The organism is Pigmentiphaga sp. NML030171 (assembly GCF_002188635.1).
Lineage (GTDB): Bacteria > Pseudomonadota > Gammaproteobacteria > Burkholderiales > Burkholderiaceae_B > Pigmentiphaga > Pigmentiphaga daeguensis.
This window is the reverse complement of record NZ_NINX01000035.1, coordinates 180,147-197,786: the sequence shown is the minus strand read 5'-3', so window position 1 is coordinate 197,786 and position 17,640 is coordinate 180,147. Positions and strand designations below refer to the sequence as shown.

Here is a 17,640-nt window from a genome sequence, read left to right as displayed (position 1 = left end):
CCTGCCGGCATGACCCGGCCCGGCATCCGCCTCGTCGTCGGCGCCTGGGACGACCTGAGACACGACGCCTCGTCCATCCGCCAGGCCGTCTTCGTCCACGAGCAATCGGTCCCGCTGAAACTCGAATACGATGCTGCCGACGCGATCTCGCTGCATGCGGTCGCCTACGACGCCGACGGCACGCCCCTGGGCACGGGCCGGCTGCTGCCGGACGGACACATCGGCCGCATGGCCGTCCACCGCCACGGACGCGGGCTGGGCGTGGGCGGCTCCATCCTGGATGCCCTGATCGACGAGGCCCGGCGGCGCGGGCACGGCCGCCTGCTGCTGCACGCGCAGACGCGGGCCCAGGCGTTCTACGAAACGCGCGGCTTCCAGGCCGAAGGAGACGAATTCCTGGAGGCCGGCATCGTGCACGTGCTGATGAGCCTGCGCCTGGACGATCGCGCGCCGGACCTGCCGGCCGAACCGCCGGCGGGAGCGGCTTGAAGGCCGGCGCGAGGTCAGGCCTGGCGGCCCGCGAAGTCCTCGGGGCCAAGGCGCGTGACCGATCCGTGCGGCCCGCCCGGCACTCCCGCGGCGACGTCGTGGATCTCGGCCTGTCCCGCCAGGTAGGCGGTCAGCAGATGATCGACGCGGTCGTCTGGCGCCCCGAAGCAGGTGCGCAGGACCTGTGCATCGACCTCGTAGACCTGGGGCCCGCGAGTCTCGTGGAAAAGCGTGAAACGCACGCCGTCCCGGGTGGCCAGCGGCGTCGTTCCCGCAGCGAGTCGATGTGGCATGGCGCGTCTCCGTTCATCCGCCCTGGGCGTATCCGATCCTTCCAGCATGTTTTATACGCCAGCGCATCGTCCGACACCAAGTCATGAGCTCAGCACCCCACCCAGCCTTGTCCCGCGCCGTCACGCCCGCCATGGCCCTCCTGGGCATCCTGCTGGTGGCGGCGACGCTGCGCGCGCCGCTGACCGGCGTCGGCCCCCTGCTCGGCCATATCCGCGCCTCCACCGGCCTGGACGCGGGCAGCGCGGGGCTGCTCAATACGCTGCCGCTGCTGGCGTTCGGCCTGTTCTCCGTGGTCGCGCCCGCCGTGGGCCGCCAGCTGGGGCTCGAGCGCGCGCTGTTCGCCGCCATGGTCGCACTGTGCGTCGGCATCGCCGTGCGCTCGATGCCCGGCATCGCGCCTCTGTTCATCGGTACGGCGATAGGCGGCATCGCCATCGCCGTCGGCAACGTGATGCTGCCGGCGCTGGTCAAGCGCGAGTTCCCGCAACGCATCGGCCCGCTCACCGGCCTGTACTCGGTCGTGATGACCCTCGTATCCGGCACCGCGGCGGGCGTGGCGGTACCGCTGGCGGACAACCTGCCCGGCGGCTGGCGTACGTCCCTGGCCTGCGTGCTGGTCATCACGATTCCCGCGGCCCTGGTCTGGCTGGCGCGTTCGCGCAACCATGCCGCGGCGCCCGCCGCGGCCAGCGCCCACACCCCGAAAACCGCGAATGTCTGGCGTTCGTGGCTGGCGTGGCAGGTCACCCTGTTCACGGGCATCCAGGCCTTCAATTTCTACATACTCGTGGCCTGGCTGCCCTCGATGCTGCACGAGACCGGCATGAGTCCCGGCCAGGCCGGATGGATGGTGTCGCTGATGCAGTTGGCCGCCCTGCTGGGCAATATCGCGACATCCTGGGTGTCGGGCCGGGTCCGCGACCAGAAAGTCCTCGGGCTGGCCATCTCGCTGCTGTGCGTGGCGGGCTTCGCGGGTATGGCGCTGCTGCCGGCCTGGACCATCGTCTGGATATGCGTGGCCGGCGCGGGTCTGGGCAGCAGCCTGATGCTGTCGCTCGCCTATATCAGCCTGCGTGCCGCCTCCACGCAGCAGGCGGCCTCGCTGTCGGGCATGGCGCAAAGCCTGGGCTACCTGATAGGCGCGACCGGTCCGGTCGTGTGCGGCGTGCTGCGCGATTGGACCGGCAGCTGGCTGCCGGCGCTGGGCCTGATGGTGGCGATGGCCGGCGCGCAGGCATGGGTGGCCTACGGCGCGGGCCGCGCGCGGACCGTCTAGGTATCCGCCGGCAACCGGCGGGCCGCAGCGATCACCGACAACAGCCTGTCGATATCCACCGGCTTGGTCAGGTAGTCATCGAAACCGTGCGCGATGGCCTCTTCCTGCCCGAAGGCCGCGCTGCGGCCGGTCACCGCGATCAGCGTGACGGGCTTCAGGTGCGAGATGTCCCGGATCATGGTGGCCACCTCCAATCCGTTCGGCGGCGGCATGTCGATGTCCAGGACCATGACGTCTGGCCGCCAGTCCAGTGCCACCTCCATCGCCGCCGAACCGCCGTCGGCGTACCTGACTTCATGAAACCGGCCGCAGGCTTCGGCCAGCGCTTCGGCGGCGCTGACGTAGTTGTCCACGACCAGCACCCGGCAAGGCATAATCTGTCCCACTCCGTCCTCCTGACGTACTTGCGGACGGGCGCGCCGGCCTCTTACTCGGCCGCGCTGCCAGCCGGCGGATAATTGCCGGGCTCCTCGTTCTCCAACAGCAGGCACGGCAAATTGGCCTCGCCCTCCTGGATCGGCGTGGCCGGAGCCGCGCCGAAGAACCGGTGCAGCGACGCATAGGCCAGTTTGGCCGCCACGTCTTGCAAGAGCTTTTCCGAGGTCAGGAACCCCTCGGCCCGCAGATCGTCCACTTCCAGCCGATAGCCCAGCACGCCGTCCCGCTCGGACACGGCGCCCAGGCGAACCGCCTTGCCGGCGCCGTCCCGCGCATACAAGCCGTCTCCTGCCGCGTAGAGCCGATAGGCATGATGCGGGGCCGAACCGTCGTGGGGAGCGGTAGTCATGCGGTATCTCCTGTCCGGATGCCTCGCTCAGCAAGCCGCATACCCGGCGCGGCCCCGGGGCAAGCCGCCGCGCCGGCGCTAGCCAGTCCCGCCGAAAGCGTCTATAACGCAGGGAGCATAGCGCATCGTGTCCAGGCGGTCCGCGGAACCGCAACCATCCCCATTCATGAAAAACATTCTTCAATACATGCGCCAGCTCAGGCAGCGCCGCCTTGCCGTATTCGAACTGTCGCTGAACGACGCGGCGGACGGCGATCCCTACGACGGCGAACTGCGCCAGCTGCCGCTGAACTACCACGCCACCGAGGTGGACGCCCGAGCGCTGCGGCGCCGGCTGTCCGAACTCGAGTACGACGACGAGGTCTGACAGACTCCGCCCCTCGTTCCGCGCGCCTTCGCGTTTGAATACAATTGATGCATTCCCCGCGATGCGGGCCACGCCCCAGGGGCCTCAAACGGAACAGAACATCATGAACAAGAACCCCGCCGCCCTGCTCTGCGTGCTGGCGCTGACCGCGTGTGCCTCCAGCCCCACTTCCTGGTACCGCGAGACCTCCTCGGCCGACCAGGCCGAGCGCGACCGCATCCAGTGCGAACGCCAGGCTCGCATCAATTCGCCGGGCTCGAGCACCCCCTCGTACCGCGGCATCAATGCCGGCGGCGGATCCGGCGTGAGCGACGGCTTGGCCAACGCCGAACGCCAGTCGGGCATGGCCAACGACTGCATGCGCGCCAAGGGCTACACCCTGCGCTGACGGCCCACCGGCCGGGCTACGCCGGCCGCCTCGAAATATGGCATGATGCGCGCACGCCCCGCCAGGGGAACTGGAATCTTGCCCGGAGGTACGCCATGCTGTCTCTTCTCGGAAGTCTTCTGGTAGGCTTGGTCGTCGGCCTGCTTGCACGTGCGATCAAGCCAGGCGACGACAGCATGGGGTGGATCATGACCATCGTGCTCGGCATCGCCGGTTCGCTCATCGCCGGATATGCCGGCCGCGCGATGGGCTGGTACCAGCCGGGCGAGCCGGCCGGATGGATCGCCTCGGTGGTCGGCGCCATCGTGCTGCTGCTGATCTACGGCATGATCAGGAAAAAGTCCGCCTGAGTTCCGCGCCGGCATCGCCGGCGCCCTCCCTTCCGCCCCCGCCCCCACGTAACAAAACGTATCCGCATGTGACGAATGCGGCTATGCTTGCGCCTCAATGAAAGACATTCTCAAGAATGGGGGCATACATGCATATCCACGGCCGCTCGGCATGGCGATACGGCGCCGCCGTCCTATTGACCGGTCTGGCTTCCTGCGGCGGCGGAGGTGATGCCCCCGCGCCGGACGACCCGCTGGCCGCCTACAAATCCCAGGCGGTGGCATGGGCCCCCTGCGATCCGAACGTCCTGGGTCCGAACAGCGCCCTCATCCAGCAACTGGGAGACAAAGTGTCGTGCGCGACCATACGCGCGCCGCTGGACTACGCCAGGACGGACCGGGGCGACATCCGCCTCGCGTTGCTGAAGGTCGCCACCGCCGAGCCCAAGGTCCGCAAGGGCTCCATCGTCTTCAATCCCGGCGGCCCCGGCGGCGACGGACTCGAGATCGCGGCCAACTTCGGCGCGCTGTTCTCCCAGCCTCCCAGCGACTCGCCCACGCGTGCGGCGCTGCAGGACCTGGCGCGGCACTATGACATGGTGGGTTTCTCGCCGCGCGGCACCGGTGCCGGCACCACCATCACCTGCACGGCCAACGAACCCTCGCGCAAGGTGAACTTCCCGTCCGACGACCGCAGCCCGGCCAACATCGAGGCCATGCTGTACAACCTGCGGCTGGCGACCAAGGCCTGCAAGAACAACCCCCTGACGCCCTATATCAACACCGAACAGACGGCCTGGGACCTGGACCTGATCCGCCATCTGATCGGCGACGCCAAGCTCAACTACATCGGCTATTCGTACGGAACCTGGCTGGGCGCCTGGTATGCCGCCCGCTTCCCCGGACAGGCCGGCCACCTGGTGCTGGACAGCGCCGTCGACTTCACCGCCGGCTTCGACGAAGCCATGATCGGCCAGTCCATCGGCAAGCAGCGCGTGCTGGACGAGGTCATGAGCCCCTATTTCGCCCGCCATCCGGACCTCTACCGGCTGGGCGCGGACGAAAGCCGGATCCGCGCGCTGTTCGGCACGCTGCCCTCGCCCCTGAAGGCGGCCGTGGGCGCGACGCTGGCGTTCAACAGCAGCCGCGGCCTGGTGTCGTCGGGTTTCGTCATGCTGGCGGCGGGCATCGCCAGGGACCGGTTGGCCACCGATCCCGACATCAGCGAGGCCGACCTTCGCATCGCGGTGGACACCGCGATCCGCGACCGGGCTCCGTTCGACGTCGAAGCAGCCCTGCGCGCGGCGACACGCCTGCTCGACCAGTTCGCCGCGATCCGCTTCCCCGAGCCGCGGTCCCTGCTGATGCCGCCCGAAGAGGCCACCTACGTCGCCGTCGTCTGCAACGACGTGGCGAGCCGGACCGATCCCCAGTACTGGATCAGCCTGGGCAACGAGATGGCGATCAGCCATCCGGTGACCGGCGGCTCGATGACCGAGGCGCCCTGCCTGTACTGGGGCGGTCCGACCACCGCCAAGCCCGCCGTGCAGGACACCGCCAAGGCGGGGCCGCTGATGGTCGTGCAAAGCCAGTTCGACGCGCTGACCCTGACCGAGAACGCGCTGCGCTTCGTCGATGCCCTGCCCACGGCCCGGCTGCTGTATGTGAAGGGGGAGTACTCGCATGGCGTGTTCCCCTACATGAGCCCGTGCGTGGACCACCGGGTGACGGCCTTCTTCCTTGACGACGCGCTTCCGGCCCGCCGCACCGACTGCGACCAGGTGCCGTTCTACGGCGACGTGGCGGCCCTGGGCAGCCTGAAGCGGATGGCGGCGCCCGACCAGGCGCGCACCGATGCCTTGCTGGATCGGATCCAGGAGATCCTGGCCGGCGCGGGCAAGCAGGGGCTTTGATCCGAAAGCATGCATCGTTCCTAAAAAGGAACGATGCATGCCATTTTTGCCTACTAAAAGTCTTTTGGCATCGTGGATATGCTCTTTCCCACGGCACAAGCAATCCGCTGCCCGCCGACCACCAAGGAGAGCGCATCATGAGCACCCCCGCCAATTTCCAGGGCCAACGTCCCGTCATCGACCCCGCAGACGCCGTCATGCTGCTGATCGATCACCAAAGCGGCCTGTTCCAGACCGTGGGCGACATGCCCATGCCCGAGCTGCGCACCCGCGCCGCGGCGCTGGCCAAAATGGCCACCCTGAGCAAGCTGCCCGTCATCACCACCGCCTCGGTGCCCCAGGGTCCCAACGGCCCGCTCATCCCGGAAATCCACGCCAACGCACCGCATGCCCAATATGTGGCGCGCAAGGGCGAAATCAACGCCTGGGACAACCCGGACTTCGTAGCCGCCGTCAAGGCCACCGGACGCAAGACCCTCATCATCGCCGGCACCATCACCAGCGTGTGCATGGCCTTCCCCGCCATCAGCGCGGTCGCCGACGGCTACAAGGTGTTCGCGGTGGTCGACGCCTCCGGCACCTACAGCAAGATGGCGCAGGAGATCACGCTGGCGCGCGTGGTGCAGGCGGGCGTGGTGCCCATGGACACTGCGGCGGTAGCCTCCGAGCTGCAAAAGACCTGGCATCGCGACGACGCCCTGCAGTGGGCCGAGGTCTACACCAAGATCTTCCCCGCCTACCAGTTGCTGATCGAAAGCTACACGAAGGCTCAGGAGGTGGTGAAGAATAACGAGACGCTGGACTCGCAGCGCGCGTAATCGCCGCCCCTGGCGGCCTTCTCAGGCCGCCAGGAAATCCAGCACCATGCGGTTGAACTTCTGCGCGTGCTCCCACTGGGCCCAATGGCCGCAGCGGCTGAACACGTGCAGCTCGGCGTCCTGCAGGCCGGCCAGCAGGCGCAGTCCGGTGTCCATCGGCACGAAGCGGTCGTCCCGGCCCCAGATGATGAGGGTCCGGGCCGCGACCTCGCCCAGCCGCGCGCCCACGTCGGGGAACTGCCGGGGATGGGCCTGGCTGCTCTTGACGAAGTTCTCCAGGTGATCGCGGCGCGACAACATGTTGTCCAGCCGAGCCTGGAACAATTCCTCGGTCAGGCTGGCGGCGTCATAGACGAACACGTTCATCATCCGCTTCAGGTTCTCGATGGTCGGATCGCGGTACAGCGCGCCGATCAGCTTGATGCCTTCGGTGGGCATGGGAACGACGGGGCTGACCCCGCCCGTCCCGCCGCCCATCAGGACCAGCCGGCCCACGCGCGCCGGATGCGCCAGGGCAAAGGCGACGGCGCTGTGGGCGCCCATGGAGTTGCCGACCAGGTGCGCCCGCTCCAGTCCGATCGCATCCATCAGGCCGGCCAGCGCGCGCGCGTTCAGGTCCGAGCGCGAACCGGCGCAGACGATGGCGTCGCTCTTGCTCCAGCCCGGGAAGTCCAGCAGGATGACCCGGTAGCCGGCATCGGCGAACGGCTGGACGTTACGGTGGAAATTGGCCCAGCCGCTGGCGCCAGGGCCCGAGCCGTGCAGCATGATCACGGCCTCGCCGCCCACGCCCGTGTCGTTGTAGTGCAGGCGCAGCGGCTGGCCGTTCTCGGTGATTTGCACGTAGCGGCTGGTGGCGGCTTCGGTCAGCGGGGAGATCGTTTGCGTCATGGTCATTTCTCGTTCGTAGGCAATGCAGTGAAAGGTCCCGTCCGCGTGCGCGGCGGGCATGGGTTAGTTCATCAAGCCCTGCTGCGTCATCAGCATCAGGCCGAAACCGGCGATGTATTCGGGAATGGCCCGGTAGTACCGGAAGACCGGCGCCCCGATGCGCCCGGTCAGCGCCGCGCGCGCAATCAGCCACGTCTTCGATTCGTGCGCCGATGCGCCCGCCTCGCGAGCGATGGCGTCCTCCGGCCACGCGCACAATTCATCCAGGGCGGCTGCCGGACCTGCCAGCGCATCCATCCAGCGGCGGTCCCAGTCCGGCGCCAGCGGCTTGACCGTCCCGGCGCCCGCGGCCAAGGCCTGTCCCGCGGCCATCACGCGCCGGGTCTTGGCCTCGCGCTCGCCGGGCGTGGCCGCGCGCGGCACGGTGATCCGTTCGCGCACCTCGGGGTCGGGATGATCCAGCGTCGGGACCGGCGGCTCGTGCGACAGTCCGCCCGAGCCGATCAGCAGCGCGCGCCGCGGCACGCCGTCCAGGAAATCGCCGATGGCCCGGCCCAGATCCCGGCACCGAAACAGGCGCGGAATGCCGGGCGGCGCGACGGCATTGACGAACACCGGCACCACGGGCGGCGTATCCAGCCCTCCCCAAAGCAATTGCAGCGGCTGGGCAAAACCGTGGTCCACCTCCATGCGCCGCGAGACGGCCGCGTCGAACCCCCGGTCCATCAGGGCATCGGCCATCTCCAGCGCCAGCGAAGCATCAACCTGCAAGCGGCCCTCGGGAGACAGGTAGTCGCCCACCGCCCGGGCCTGCGTGCCTATGCAGAATGGCGGCATCAACCGGTTGAAGAAGCCGTTGTAGTGGTCGGGCGCTATCAGCACGACCAGGTCCGGCGCATAGGCCAGGACCTGATCGCGCACTCGCGCGATGGCCGCCTGCAACTCGGCCCCGGCCTGTGCCGGCACGGGATTCAGCCCCATCAACGGGGAATGCGACATGCCCAGGAAGGCCCGCTCGCCCATGGCATCCGTCCTCGTCACCGCGCGCGGTCCAGCAGCTTCGCCAGGGCCGTCTCGAGAACGACACCCGCTCCCGCCGCGTCCAGCCCTTCGCCGCTGTGCCGGCGCCACGCCACGATACCGTCCGGGCGCACCAGCAGCGCCCCGGACTCCTCGATCTCGCGCAGCGCGTGCCACGTGCAGTAGGAATCGAGCGCGCCCGGCTCGCCGATCACGACGGTCCTCAGGAAAGGCAGGTCCATCGCGGCGGCCGCCTCTTTCCACGCCTGCCCCGCCAGGCCGGTAAGCAGGGTGAACTTGCCCCGGCCCACGACATCCAGCGTCGACACCCTGCGTCCGTCGCTCCCCACCAGCCAGGCATGGGGCAGCTTGGCGCCGGGGCGCGTGCTGGCCTGCGCATGCAGTTGCGGGTCGCGCCTCCAGGTTTCCTCGCCCGCGTCCGATTCGGCAATGATCGCCGCCGACGCATAGCGCTGGTTCAGCTCCACGCCCTGCGCGTTGAACTCGTAGTTCTTGAGCCTGAGCGCCTCGGCCAGGGCCGCGCGCCGTGCCACGCCTTCGGCATCGGGCGCGGCCAGCCGCGCCAGGCCAGCCGCGACCGGATCCTCGGCGCCGGCTTCCCGGAAGCACTGGTTCAGCGGACCGTAGTCCAGCCTGGACTGGTTCGCCCGGGCAACGATCTGCGCCCCCACCGGCGCGCGTTCCAGCGAATAGGAATCCAGCAGGCCCGTCCCGGCGTGGCCGCGCAGCACGAATGCGAGTTTCCAGGCGAGATTGAAGGCGTCCTGCATGCAGGTGTTGGATCCCAGTCCACTGGAGGGCGGATGGCGATGCACCGCATCCCCGCCGCAGAAGACCCTTCCCTTCGAATAGACCGGCGCGTGCGCCTGATTCACGTACCAGACCGAGGCATTGTCGATCTCGATCTCCAGGTCCGGGTCGCCCACCAGGATACGGACCTTCTTCAGGATTTCCCCGGGAGAGAAATCGGGCTCCCCCTTCTCCATGTCGAAGCCCCAGCCCGCTATCCATTGGTCCCATGGTTCGATCGCGCGCAGCAGGCCCAGGCCGATCTCGCCGAACGCCGCATTGGAGGTCGCGATCCAATACAGGATGCTGGGCCGGTGGGCCGCATACCGGGACAGGTCCGCCCGGAACAGCACGTAGGCGGTGGCCGCCCGCGCCAGTTGTCCCCGCAGCTCCAGCCCCGCGTCGTCCATGACCTTGGAGCGCGCGCCGTCCGCACCTACCAGGTACCGCGAGCGAACGGCATATTCCCGGCCCGACGGCACATCCCGCAGGCTGACCGTCACGCCGTCCGCGTCCTGCTCGTGGCCCAGGTACTCGGTATTGAACGAAAAGACCGCGCCGCGCGCGGCGGCATGCGTGACCAGCATGGGCTCCATCTTGTTCTGCGGCAGGTCCAGCATCGGGCAAGGACTGGCCTGCAGATAGTCGCCGATGCGTTCGTCGCCGGTTCCCCAGGTGCGCAGCCGTGCGATCTCGGGTCCGGCCAGGCTGGTGGTGAACAAGGTGTCGCCCATCCATTCCCAGGGCGTGGCCCGGCGGCGCGCTTCATCCTCCAGGCCCAGGTCGCGCAAGACTTCCATCGCGCGCTGGTTGGTGATGTGCGCGCGGGGCGTGTTCGCGGTCCAGTTGTATCGGTTCACCACCTGGACACGCACGCCGTAGGTCGCCAGCGCCAGCGCCGTGGTGGCGCCCATGGGACCGGAGCCGACCACCAGCACGTCGGTCTGAAATGCATCCTTCTTCACTGTCGTTTCCCTTCGTGGGCTATTTGAGAGTGGCCTGCAGCACGTCGCCGTAGGCCTTGATGTCGTGGCGCAGACGGGCCGAGAGTTCGGCCGGTTCGGCCGGATAGGGATCGCCGGTCAGCGCGAACTTCTCCTTCATTGCCGGCTGGCGCAGCGCCGCGTTGAACTCGCGGGTCAGCCGGTCGACCACCGGCTGCGGCGTGCCCGCCGGCACGACGAACATGAAGTAATTGGTGATCTCTAGGCCGGGATAGCCGCTCTCGGCCAGCGTGGGCACGTCAGGCAGCAGCGGATGGCGCTTGCCGCCCAGCGTCGCCAGCGGTACGAGCTTGCCCGTCTTGATATAGGGCTGGGCGAAGTGGACGGGCATCAGCATCGTCTGGATCTGCCCTGCCAGGAGATCCGTGTTCGCCGGCGCGAGCCCCTTGTAGGGCACGTCCACGAAATCCGCCCCGGTCAGCTTGCGCAACTGGTGCAGGTGCACGAACCAGGGACTGCCCGGCCCCATGGTGCCGAAATCAACGCCCTTGCCCGTGGTCGAGAGCCGCACCAGTTCCTTCACCGAACGCGCCGGCACCTTGGGGTTGGCCACCAGCACCAGGGGTACCAGGGCCACGCCCGACACCGGCATGAAATCCTTGACCGCGTCGTAGGGCACTTTCGCGCCCAGCACCTCGTTGGCATGCGGCAGGTGGGCCATGGCCTCGTTGATGGCATGCGAATCGGTGACCAGGCCGATGGTATAGCCGTCGGCCGGCGCTCGAGCGACCGCGTCCGTCCCGATGATCGTCGAGGCCCCGGGGCGGTTGTCGACGATGACCGTCTGCCTGAGGCTGGCCGACACCACCTCGGCCAGCGCCCGCGCCGCCGAATCGGCGTTGCCGCCCGCCGGATACGGCACCACGATGCGGATCGGCCTGGCCGGCCATTCCTGCGCGAACGCGGGCGTGAGGGTCGCGGCGGCCAGCGCCGCCATCGTGCAGAACGCACGTCGAATGGCATTCATGTCGTCTCCTTGGTTCTCGCCGGCGATGCCGCCGCGTCGAATGCGGGAGGAAGTCTGATGCCGCCCCATGCCCCTGTATAGTAGGTGCACCTGGTGCACCATCAAACGAAAAACCATGTATTTGCTTACTGGAAAACCCGAGGATTCGGCCTACAAGGAAGTCCGTGGATTGAGCCGGGGACTGGCGGTATTGCGGGCGCTGAACGGCATGCCGGGAGGCATGGGCGGCGTGGTCGAACTGGCCCGGCTGACCGGCCTGCATCGCACGACCGTCAAGCGCCTGCTGGAGACCCTCAGGCAGGAAGGCCTGGTCCACCACAAGGACGACGGCGCGCTGTACGTGCTCAGCTTCGAGGTGCGGCGACTGGCCGAAGGCTACGTCGGCGCGGACTGGATCGACCGGGTCGCCTCGCCCGCCATGAGCGCGCACCTCAGCGCCCTGTCCTGGCCCAGCGATCTCGCCACGCCCGACGGCGGCTTCATGATCGTGCGGGAATCGACGCATCGCTCCAGCCTGCTGTCACAGCACCGGGCCACCATCGGTACACGCATCGCGATGCTGACCTCGGCCATAGGCCGTGCCTGGCTGGCCTATTGTTCGGACGAGGAACGGGAAGCCACCCTGACCCTGCTGCGGGAACGCGGCGATGCCATCGGCGCCGTTGCCCGCGACAAGGCATATGTCGGCCGCGTGCTGCGCGAGACCCGGCGCCGCGGTTATGCCGTCAACAAGGGAGAACTGGTGAACGAAGAAAGCGTCGCCGCCATCGCCTTCCCTGTACGTCTGCGCGGCCACGCCATAGGTGCCATCAATCTCGTCCTGCAGCGCAACGTCGTTCCGGACCGCGAGATCTCGAACCGCTACGTACCGCTGCTGCGCCTCCTGGCCGAAGAGATATCAGTCGGCGCGACGCGGCTGTCCCAGCGCGGCGATCCGTCTTAGCGCGAACGACGCCATGGGCTGCAGCAGGCTGCGGAAGGCCTCTTCGGACAGCGGATGCGCCAACAGGAAGCCCTGCGCCTCGTCGCACCCCAGCTCGGTCAGGAAACGCATCTGCGCCTCGTTCTCCACGCCCTCGGCCACTACCTCCATGTGGAGCGCGTGTGACAGCGTCACGATGGCCGACAGCAGCGCCCTGGCCTCGGCTTCATTGCGGTCCAGTTCCGACGTGAACAGCCGGTCGACCTTGATCTGCTTGACCTTGAACCGGTGCAGATAGGCCAGGCTCGAATAGCCGGCGCCGAAGTCGTCGATCGCGATGTCGAAGCCGCGGGCGCGGAAGCGGTTCACGATCTCGGCCGTACGGCCCGCGTTCAGCATGGCCACGGTCTCGGTGATCTCGAACATCACCAGGCGGGGCGGCACGTCCATCTCGTCCAGGATGTCCTCGACGCGCCCGATCAGGTCAGGCACGTTGAACTGGATGGGCGACAGGTTGATCGAGATCTGGGCCGGCTCCAGCCCGCGCCGCCGCCAGTCGCTCACGCAGCGGCAGACTTCCCGTATCACCCAGTCGCCGATCTGGACGATCTGGCCCGAGCGCTCGGCGATGGTGATGAACTCCATGGGCGCCACGCTGCCGAAGGTCGGGTGATGCCACCGTATCAGCGCCTCCGCGCCGCAGATCGCGCGGGTGGCCACGCTGAACTTGGGCTGGAACACCAGGCTGAACTGCCCTGCGTCGAGCGCGGCCTGCAGGTCCTGCTGCAGCATCAGCGTGCGGGCGGCGTTGGCGTGCATGCCCGGCTCGAAGAAACAATAGGTGTTCCGGCCCGCCTGCTTGGCGCTGTACATGGCGGCATCGGCACAGTCCAGCAATGCCTCGCCGTCCCGGGCGTCTCCCGGATACATGGCTATCCCCACGCTTGCGCTGATCCGCAGGCGCGCCTGGCAACCGATCATGTCGTTCCGCAACACCCGCAGCAGCTTCTTGGCGACGGACGCCGCATCCCCGGGTGCCGATATGCCCCGCAACAGCATGACGAACTCGTCGCCGCCTATGCGCGCGACCAGGTCGTCCTTGCGCACGTGCGAAGACAGCAGTTGGGCGCAGCCCTTGAGCAGGTCGTCGCCCACCGCATGCCCGAGCGAATCGTTCACCGTCTTGAACCCGTCCAGGTCCAGGAAGAAGACCGCGAATGCCGTCTTGTCGCGCGCCGCGTCCTGGATCGCCAGGTTCATCTGCTCGACCAGCATCAACCGGTTCGGCAGTCCGGTCAGCGCATCGTGCATGCTCAGGTATTGCAGTTGCCGGTTGGCCCGCCGCAGCGAGTCGGCCAGGCTGTTGGCGCGCCAGCCCAGCACCAGCAGGGTCCCCAGCAGCACAGCCAGCGACGAGCCGGACACCATCATTGCCAGCCAGTTGGGATCCAGCTGGCTGGCCGACAGGCAGACGCTGCCGGGGGCGAATTGCGCCGCGCTCATGCCGGTGTAGTGCATGCCGGTGATGGCGCCCCCCATCACCAGCGCCGCGCCCAGGCGCTTGAAGGCGATATAGGGTTCGTCCGAACCTCGCAGCGCGACGCCCAGCCACAGCGCCACGACAGAGGCCGCGATGGCCAGGCCGATGGAGGCCAGCACGATCCAGGGCACGTAGCTCACCGCGGGCGCCATGTCCAGGGCGGCCATCCCCGTGTAGTGCATGCCCGCGATGCCCGCTCCCATGGCCGCCCCGCCCGCCAGGCAGCAACGGAGCCGGACACGGCCGCTGGCCGATACCGCCAGCGCGAAACCGGACACCAGGATGGCGATCAGCAGGGACAGCGCCGTGGGCCCGAACGCGTACCCCAGGGGAATGGGCAGGGAAAAAGCCATCATCCCGATGAAGTGCATCGACCAGATGCCCACCCCCATGGCGACCGCGCCGCCCATCAGCCACGGCAGCCGACGCTTCCATCCCGGCAGCGACGCGATGCGGCCGGTCAGCTCCAGCGCCGTGTAGGCGGCCAGCGATGCGACCACCAGGGAAAGAAATACCAGCAAGGGGTTATAGACACCGTGCACGACCGTATTCCCGGATGCGTATCTATCTTGTTGCCAGGAAGGCGAAGAGACCCGTCCTCCTTATAGCAAAACATCCCTCGGCCAATCACGCCTTTGCCGCGGGAATTCAAGCCCCCGAGCTGCGCCTTACCGCCCAGCCGGGCTCCTTCCCCACCACGCGGTTCCTGCCCAGGCGCTTGGCCCGGGCCAACCGTTCGTCCACCGTCGCATAGGCCAGTTCGAACGAGACGCCATGCTCGAAGCTGCCCACGCCCAGGCTCACGGTGCATTGCAATCCCGGCGCGATGTCCGAGAAATCCTGGGCGGCCGCCGCGACACGCAGCCGCTCGGCCACCCGCCTCGCCTCGTCGTCCGAGGCTTCGGGAAGCACCACCATGAACTCCTCGCCCCCGAACCTGCCCACCGCGTCGTCCGCCCGTATGCCCTGCTCCATGATCGCCGCCAGCCGCTTCAGCACCGCATCCCCCGCCGGATGGCCGTAGCGGTCGTTGATCCCCTTGAAATGATCCACGTCCACCATGATCAGGCCATAGCGCGCGCACCGCGGCAGGCGCGCCGCCAGGAACTCGCCCAGCCCCGACCGGTTGTTCATTCCCGTCAGCGGATCCCGGCGGCTGGCCTGGCTCAGGCTGGAGATGGTCCGCACCGACGTCAGGCCCAGCATCAGGAACGCCACGCCTATGCCGAAGAAATAGAAGCTGGTCTGCATGACCTCCCAATAAAGCGAGTGGTCGTAGCCGTACCGGTCCGCCGGCCGCGTGGCCAGCATGGCCCGTGGGAGCAGGCTGAGCGTGCAGGCCGCGACACACCAGAACAGCAGCCGCTCCAGGGCGGTTCCCCGCGCCATATGGCGGACCTGCCACAGCGCCAGCAGGAACACCAGGGCGGCGGCAACGTGCGTCGTGGCCACGCGCAGCCGGAACAGCGACTCGTCGTGCGCGCTGGCCATGCGTATGGCCAGCATGACCGCCAGCACGAGCGCGGCCGGCAGCCCGGGCAGCCGCCTGTCCTCCAGCGCCGTCAGGCCCCGCGCGAAGCAGAAGATGGCGCACGCGTAGGCCACTCCCGTCAAGGCGATGTTAGCCAGGAGCCAAGGCGGCCACAGCAGGATCTGCATGGAGATGCCGCCCGCGTAGCAGGCGAAGCCCATCGCGAAGAACAGGAATTGCGCCTGGCGATGCGCGTAGCGCCAGGCGCCGTAGAACATGGCCGCCAGCAGAAGCGCGATCAGGGGATGGGCGAGCGCAAGCAAGGTGTCGTTGTTGTTCATGATGCCGCACTCGGTATGGAACGGCTGCCGACCGGCCCACGCCGGTCTCCCGGGAGCATGGCCGGGTCGGTGCCCATGGCCGACGACCTGCCTCCAGGAAGACAATGATAGCGATACCAGGCGGTCGCGGTTCAGCCAGTACCCCCGGCGCAACACCGGGGAAACTCCGACTGGAACACGGCGCGCGCGCCGCGGCTACGCGGCGGCGTTCGCCTTCGGAATCAGCTCCGCGCGGGCGGCGTGCCAGCGACGCATCGCCGCTTCATGGCAACGCAAGCCTTGGGGGTCGAAATCGGCGACAGGCGCCGGGTCCAGGTCGAAGTTACCGTGGCGATCCACGCCGCGCACCAGGCTGGCCGACAGGCGCTGGCGGCTGTCGCACCGGCAGTGGGTGGGTATGTAGCTGATGCCCAGGCCGATGCGCCGGTCCGCGGAGCGATTGGGCATGGAGTTGTGGAAAACCGAGTGCCGCTGCTGTCCCCGCGCGTGACTGCCCGGCACCACCTGCACGCAGCCGCTTTCCTCATTGCTGGGGGACAACGCCACCCATGCGGTCACATGCTGGGCGGGCTCCAGGCCGAAGTAGGTCGAATCCTGGTGCCAGCTGACGAACGCGCCGGTGCATGGTTCCTTGATCCAGCAGGTCAGGTGGAAGACCAGGATGTCCGGGCCGATCAGGTCCTGGACGGCGTCGAGCACGCGCGGATGGCGGACGATCTCGTCCGCCCACTTCAGGTAGAGATGCATCTTGCGGCGCCGGTCCGCGGACAGCCCTCCACCTGCCTGCTCGGCGGACTCCAGCAGGTCGCGGTAGACACGCGCCTGCCGCGGGGAAAAGGCCTCCACCGGGCTGACGTATCCCTGGCGCGCGTACGCGTCGACCTGTCCGGCGCTCAGCATCCTGCCCATCTGTGCTCCTTGCGTTCCCGGCATCCGCCCGGAATCAATCGTGGGCCGTCGCCCCCGTCATGGTCACCGCTTCGGTCCAGAACGCGCGCTCGCGCTTCAAGCGTGCCTCGCCCGCGGCCGGATCCATCGGTTCGACGATGCTGGCCGCCTTGTCCAACGCGGCGATGTAGTCCGGCGAGGCGGTCACGCGGGCCATGGCCTTGCTCAGCCGCGCGAACACCTCGGGCTTGACGCCCGAGGGCGCCACGATCGAAAACCAGCTCGGCGCGTTGAGCTCCGGGAAGCCCGACTCGACCAGCGTGGGCACGTCCGCCAGCGCGCGGATCCGTTCGCTCGTCGTGACCGCCAGGGCCTTCACGCTGCCCTCCTTCACCATCTGCGCCGCCAGCGCCGATCCCGTGAAGCAGAACCCCAGGCGCCCCGCCACCAGGTCCACCATCAGCGGCGCGCTGCCCTTGTACGGAACATGCAGGAACTTCATGCCCCCCGCCTTGGCGAGCATCTCGGTCGTCAGGTGCGACAGCGAGCCGACGCCGTTCGAGCCGTAGCTGACGTCGCCCGGATGGGCCTTCACATAGGCGACGAACTCCTTGATGCCGGCCACCGGCACCGTCTTGGGATTGATGACCAGCACGTTCGGCATGGACGCGATCATGGACACGAAGCGGAACTGCTTTTCCGCGTCGTACGGCAGCTTGCGGTAGAGCGGCTTGTTGATGGCCAGGATGGCCTGCCCCGCCACCAGCAGGGTGTAGCCATCGGCCGGCGCCCGCGCGACATAGTCCGCGGCGATGTTGCCGCCCGCCCCGGCCTTGTTCTCGACCACCACCGACTGCCCCAGCTCGGCTGCCAGGGCGTGCGCCGCCAGGCGGCTGACCGTGTCGGCCGACCCGCCCGCGGGGAACGGACAGACCAGCGTCAACTGGCGCGTCGGATAGTCCGCCCCGGCCGCGGCGGCGCGCGCGCCGCCCGAAAAGGCCGAAGCGGCAAGGGGCGCCGCTGCCAGCAGCAGGCGCCGGCGCGTATTGACGTGAGACGGATCGGAAGCGGTACCCATGGACGGCCTTGAGGAAAAGTGAATTTTCCGGTTCAGGATAAACCTTG

Annotated in this window: 19 protein-coding genes; 8 read left to right on the top strand and 11 right to left on the bottom strand. The window is 68.2% G+C overall.

The features are described 5' to 3' along the window. The first annotated feature begins 9 nt into the window (after positions 1 to 9). Entirely contained in the window at positions 10 to 489 is a 480-nt protein-coding gene (locus CDO46_RS15620; RefSeq protein WP_087839393.1) for a GNAT family N-acetyltransferase, read from the top strand. Between the two features lie 14 nt (positions 490 to 503). Here CDO46_RS15620 and CDO46_RS15615 read toward each other — a convergent pair whose 3' ends face one another. Further along, positions 504 to 782, bottom strand: coding sequence for a hypothetical protein (locus CDO46_RS15615; protein ID WP_087839392.1), 279 nt, complete (start codon positions 780 to 782; stop codon positions 504 to 506). Between the two features lie 83 nt (positions 783 to 865). On the opposite strand from CDO46_RS15615, the gene CDO46_RS15610 reads away from it, so the two are divergent. Beyond that, positions 866 to 2,059: an MFS transporter gene (locus CDO46_RS15610; protein ID WP_087839391.1), complete on the top strand. Its 1,194-nt coding sequence runs from the start codon at positions 866 to 868 to the stop codon at positions 2,057 to 2,059. Here CDO46_RS15610 and CDO46_RS15605 read toward each other — a convergent pair. Together CDO46_RS15605 and CDO46_RS15600 are read right to left on the bottom strand one after the other, a co-directional pair. Continuing rightward, on the bottom strand, positions 2,056 to 2,445 hold the full coding sequence (locus tag CDO46_RS15605) for a response regulator (protein ID WP_132979995.1): 390 nt from the start codon (positions 2,443 to 2,445) through the stop codon (positions 2,056 to 2,058). The genes CDO46_RS15610 and CDO46_RS15605 overlap by 4 nt on opposite strands. A gap of 41 nt (positions 2,446 to 2,486) precedes the next feature. After that, positions 2,487 to 2,846, bottom strand: coding sequence for a hypothetical protein (locus tag CDO46_RS15600; protein ID WP_132979994.1), 360 nt, complete (start codon positions 2,844 to 2,846; stop codon positions 2,487 to 2,489). A 166-nt stretch (positions 2,847 to 3,012) separates the two neighbouring features. Here CDO46_RS15600 and CDO46_RS15595 point away from each other — a divergent pair, with 166 nt between their 5' ends. The 5 genes from CDO46_RS15595 (at position 3,013) to CDO46_RS15575 (ending at position 6,661) form a co-directional block, all read left to right on the top strand. Beyond that, the gene (locus CDO46_RS15595; RefSeq protein WP_132979993.1) at positions 3,013 to 3,213 is read left to right on the top strand and encodes a hypothetical protein; all 201 of its coding nucleotides are present in this window, start codon (positions 3,013 to 3,015) and stop codon (positions 3,211 to 3,213) included. 103 nt (positions 3,214 to 3,316) lie between these two features. After that, entirely contained in the window at positions 3,317 to 3,601 is a 285-nt protein-coding gene (locus CDO46_RS15590) for a hypothetical protein (protein WP_132979992.1), read from the top strand. 95 nt (positions 3,602 to 3,696) lie between these two features. Continuing rightward, positions 3,697 to 3,951, top strand: a complete 255-nt coding sequence (locus tag CDO46_RS15585) for a GlsB/YeaQ/YmgE family stress response membrane protein (RefSeq protein WP_087839386.1) — start codon at positions 3,697 to 3,699, stop codon at positions 3,949 to 3,951. Between the two features lie 128 nt (positions 3,952 to 4,079). Continuing rightward, a complete protein-coding gene (locus CDO46_RS15580; protein ID WP_165963204.1) occupies positions 4,080 to 5,843 on the top strand; it encodes an alpha/beta fold hydrolase in 1,764 nt (587 codons plus the stop codon). 137 nt (positions 5,844 to 5,980) lie between these two features. After that, positions 5,981 to 6,661: a hydrolase gene (locus CDO46_RS15575; RefSeq protein ID WP_087839384.1), complete on the top strand. Its 681-nt coding sequence runs from the start codon at positions 5,981 to 5,983 to the stop codon at positions 6,659 to 6,661. 21 nt (positions 6,662 to 6,682) lie between these two features. On the opposite strand, the gene CDO46_RS15570 is transcribed toward CDO46_RS15575, so the two are convergent. The 4 genes from CDO46_RS15570 to CDO46_RS15555 form a co-directional block, all read right to left on the bottom strand. Then, positions 6,683 to 7,552 carry an alpha/beta fold hydrolase gene (locus tag CDO46_RS15570; RefSeq protein WP_176400765.1) on the bottom strand — a complete coding sequence of 290 codons (870 nt, stop codon included), beginning with the start codon at positions 7,550 to 7,552 and terminating at the stop codon, positions 6,683 to 6,685. Between the two features lie 63 nt (positions 7,553 to 7,615). Next, complete coding sequence (locus CDO46_RS15565; RefSeq protein ID WP_243724557.1) at positions 7,616 to 8,593, bottom strand: 3-carboxyethylcatechol 2,3-dioxygenase; 978 nt, start codon at positions 8,591 to 8,593, stop codon at positions 7,616 to 7,618. Beyond that, entirely contained in the window at positions 8,590 to 10,347 is a 1,758-nt protein-coding gene (locus CDO46_RS15560; protein ID WP_243724556.1) for an FAD-dependent monooxygenase, read from the bottom strand. Before CDO46_RS15560 ends, CDO46_RS15565 begins: the two co-directional genes overlap by 4 nt. A 19-nt stretch (positions 10,348 to 10,366) precedes the next feature. Then, positions 10,367 to 11,353, bottom strand: coding sequence for a tripartite tricarboxylate transporter substrate binding protein (locus CDO46_RS15555; protein WP_165963203.1), 987 nt, complete (start codon positions 11,351 to 11,353; stop codon positions 10,367 to 10,369). Positions 11,354 to 11,468: 115 nt separating this feature from the next. On the opposite strand from CDO46_RS15555, the gene CDO46_RS28045 reads away from it, so the two are divergent. Then, the gene (locus CDO46_RS28045; protein WP_165963202.1) at positions 11,469 to 12,296 is read left to right on the top strand and encodes an IclR family transcriptional regulator C-terminal domain-containing protein; all 828 of its coding nucleotides are present in this window, start codon (positions 11,469 to 11,471) and stop codon (positions 12,294 to 12,296) included. On the opposite strand, the gene CDO46_RS15540 is transcribed toward CDO46_RS28045, so the two are convergent. From CDO46_RS15540 to CDO46_RS15525, 4 genes are all read right to left on the bottom strand, one after another. Beyond that, positions 12,252 to 14,357, bottom strand: a complete 2,106-nt coding sequence (locus CDO46_RS15540) for a bifunctional diguanylate cyclase/phosphodiesterase (protein WP_087839381.1) — start codon at positions 14,355 to 14,357, stop codon at positions 12,252 to 12,254. The genes CDO46_RS28045 and CDO46_RS15540 overlap by 45 nt on opposite strands. Positions 14,358 to 14,463: 106 nt before the next feature. Beyond that, positions 14,464 to 15,627: a GGDEF domain-containing protein gene (locus CDO46_RS15535; RefSeq protein WP_087839380.1), complete on the bottom strand. Its 1,164-nt coding sequence runs from the start codon at positions 15,625 to 15,627 to the stop codon at positions 14,464 to 14,466. Positions 15,628 to 15,822: 195 nt separating this feature from the next. Further along, on the bottom strand, positions 15,823 to 16,536 hold the full coding sequence (locus tag CDO46_RS15530) for a phytanoyl-CoA dioxygenase family protein (RefSeq protein WP_176400764.1): 714 nt from the start codon (positions 16,534 to 16,536) through the stop codon (positions 15,823 to 15,825). Between the two features lie 34 nt (positions 16,537 to 16,570). Continuing rightward, entirely contained in the window at positions 16,571 to 17,593 is a 1,023-nt protein-coding gene (locus CDO46_RS15525; RefSeq protein WP_087839378.1) for a tripartite tricarboxylate transporter substrate binding protein, read from the bottom strand. Positions 17,594 to 17,640 lie beyond the last annotated feature (47 nt).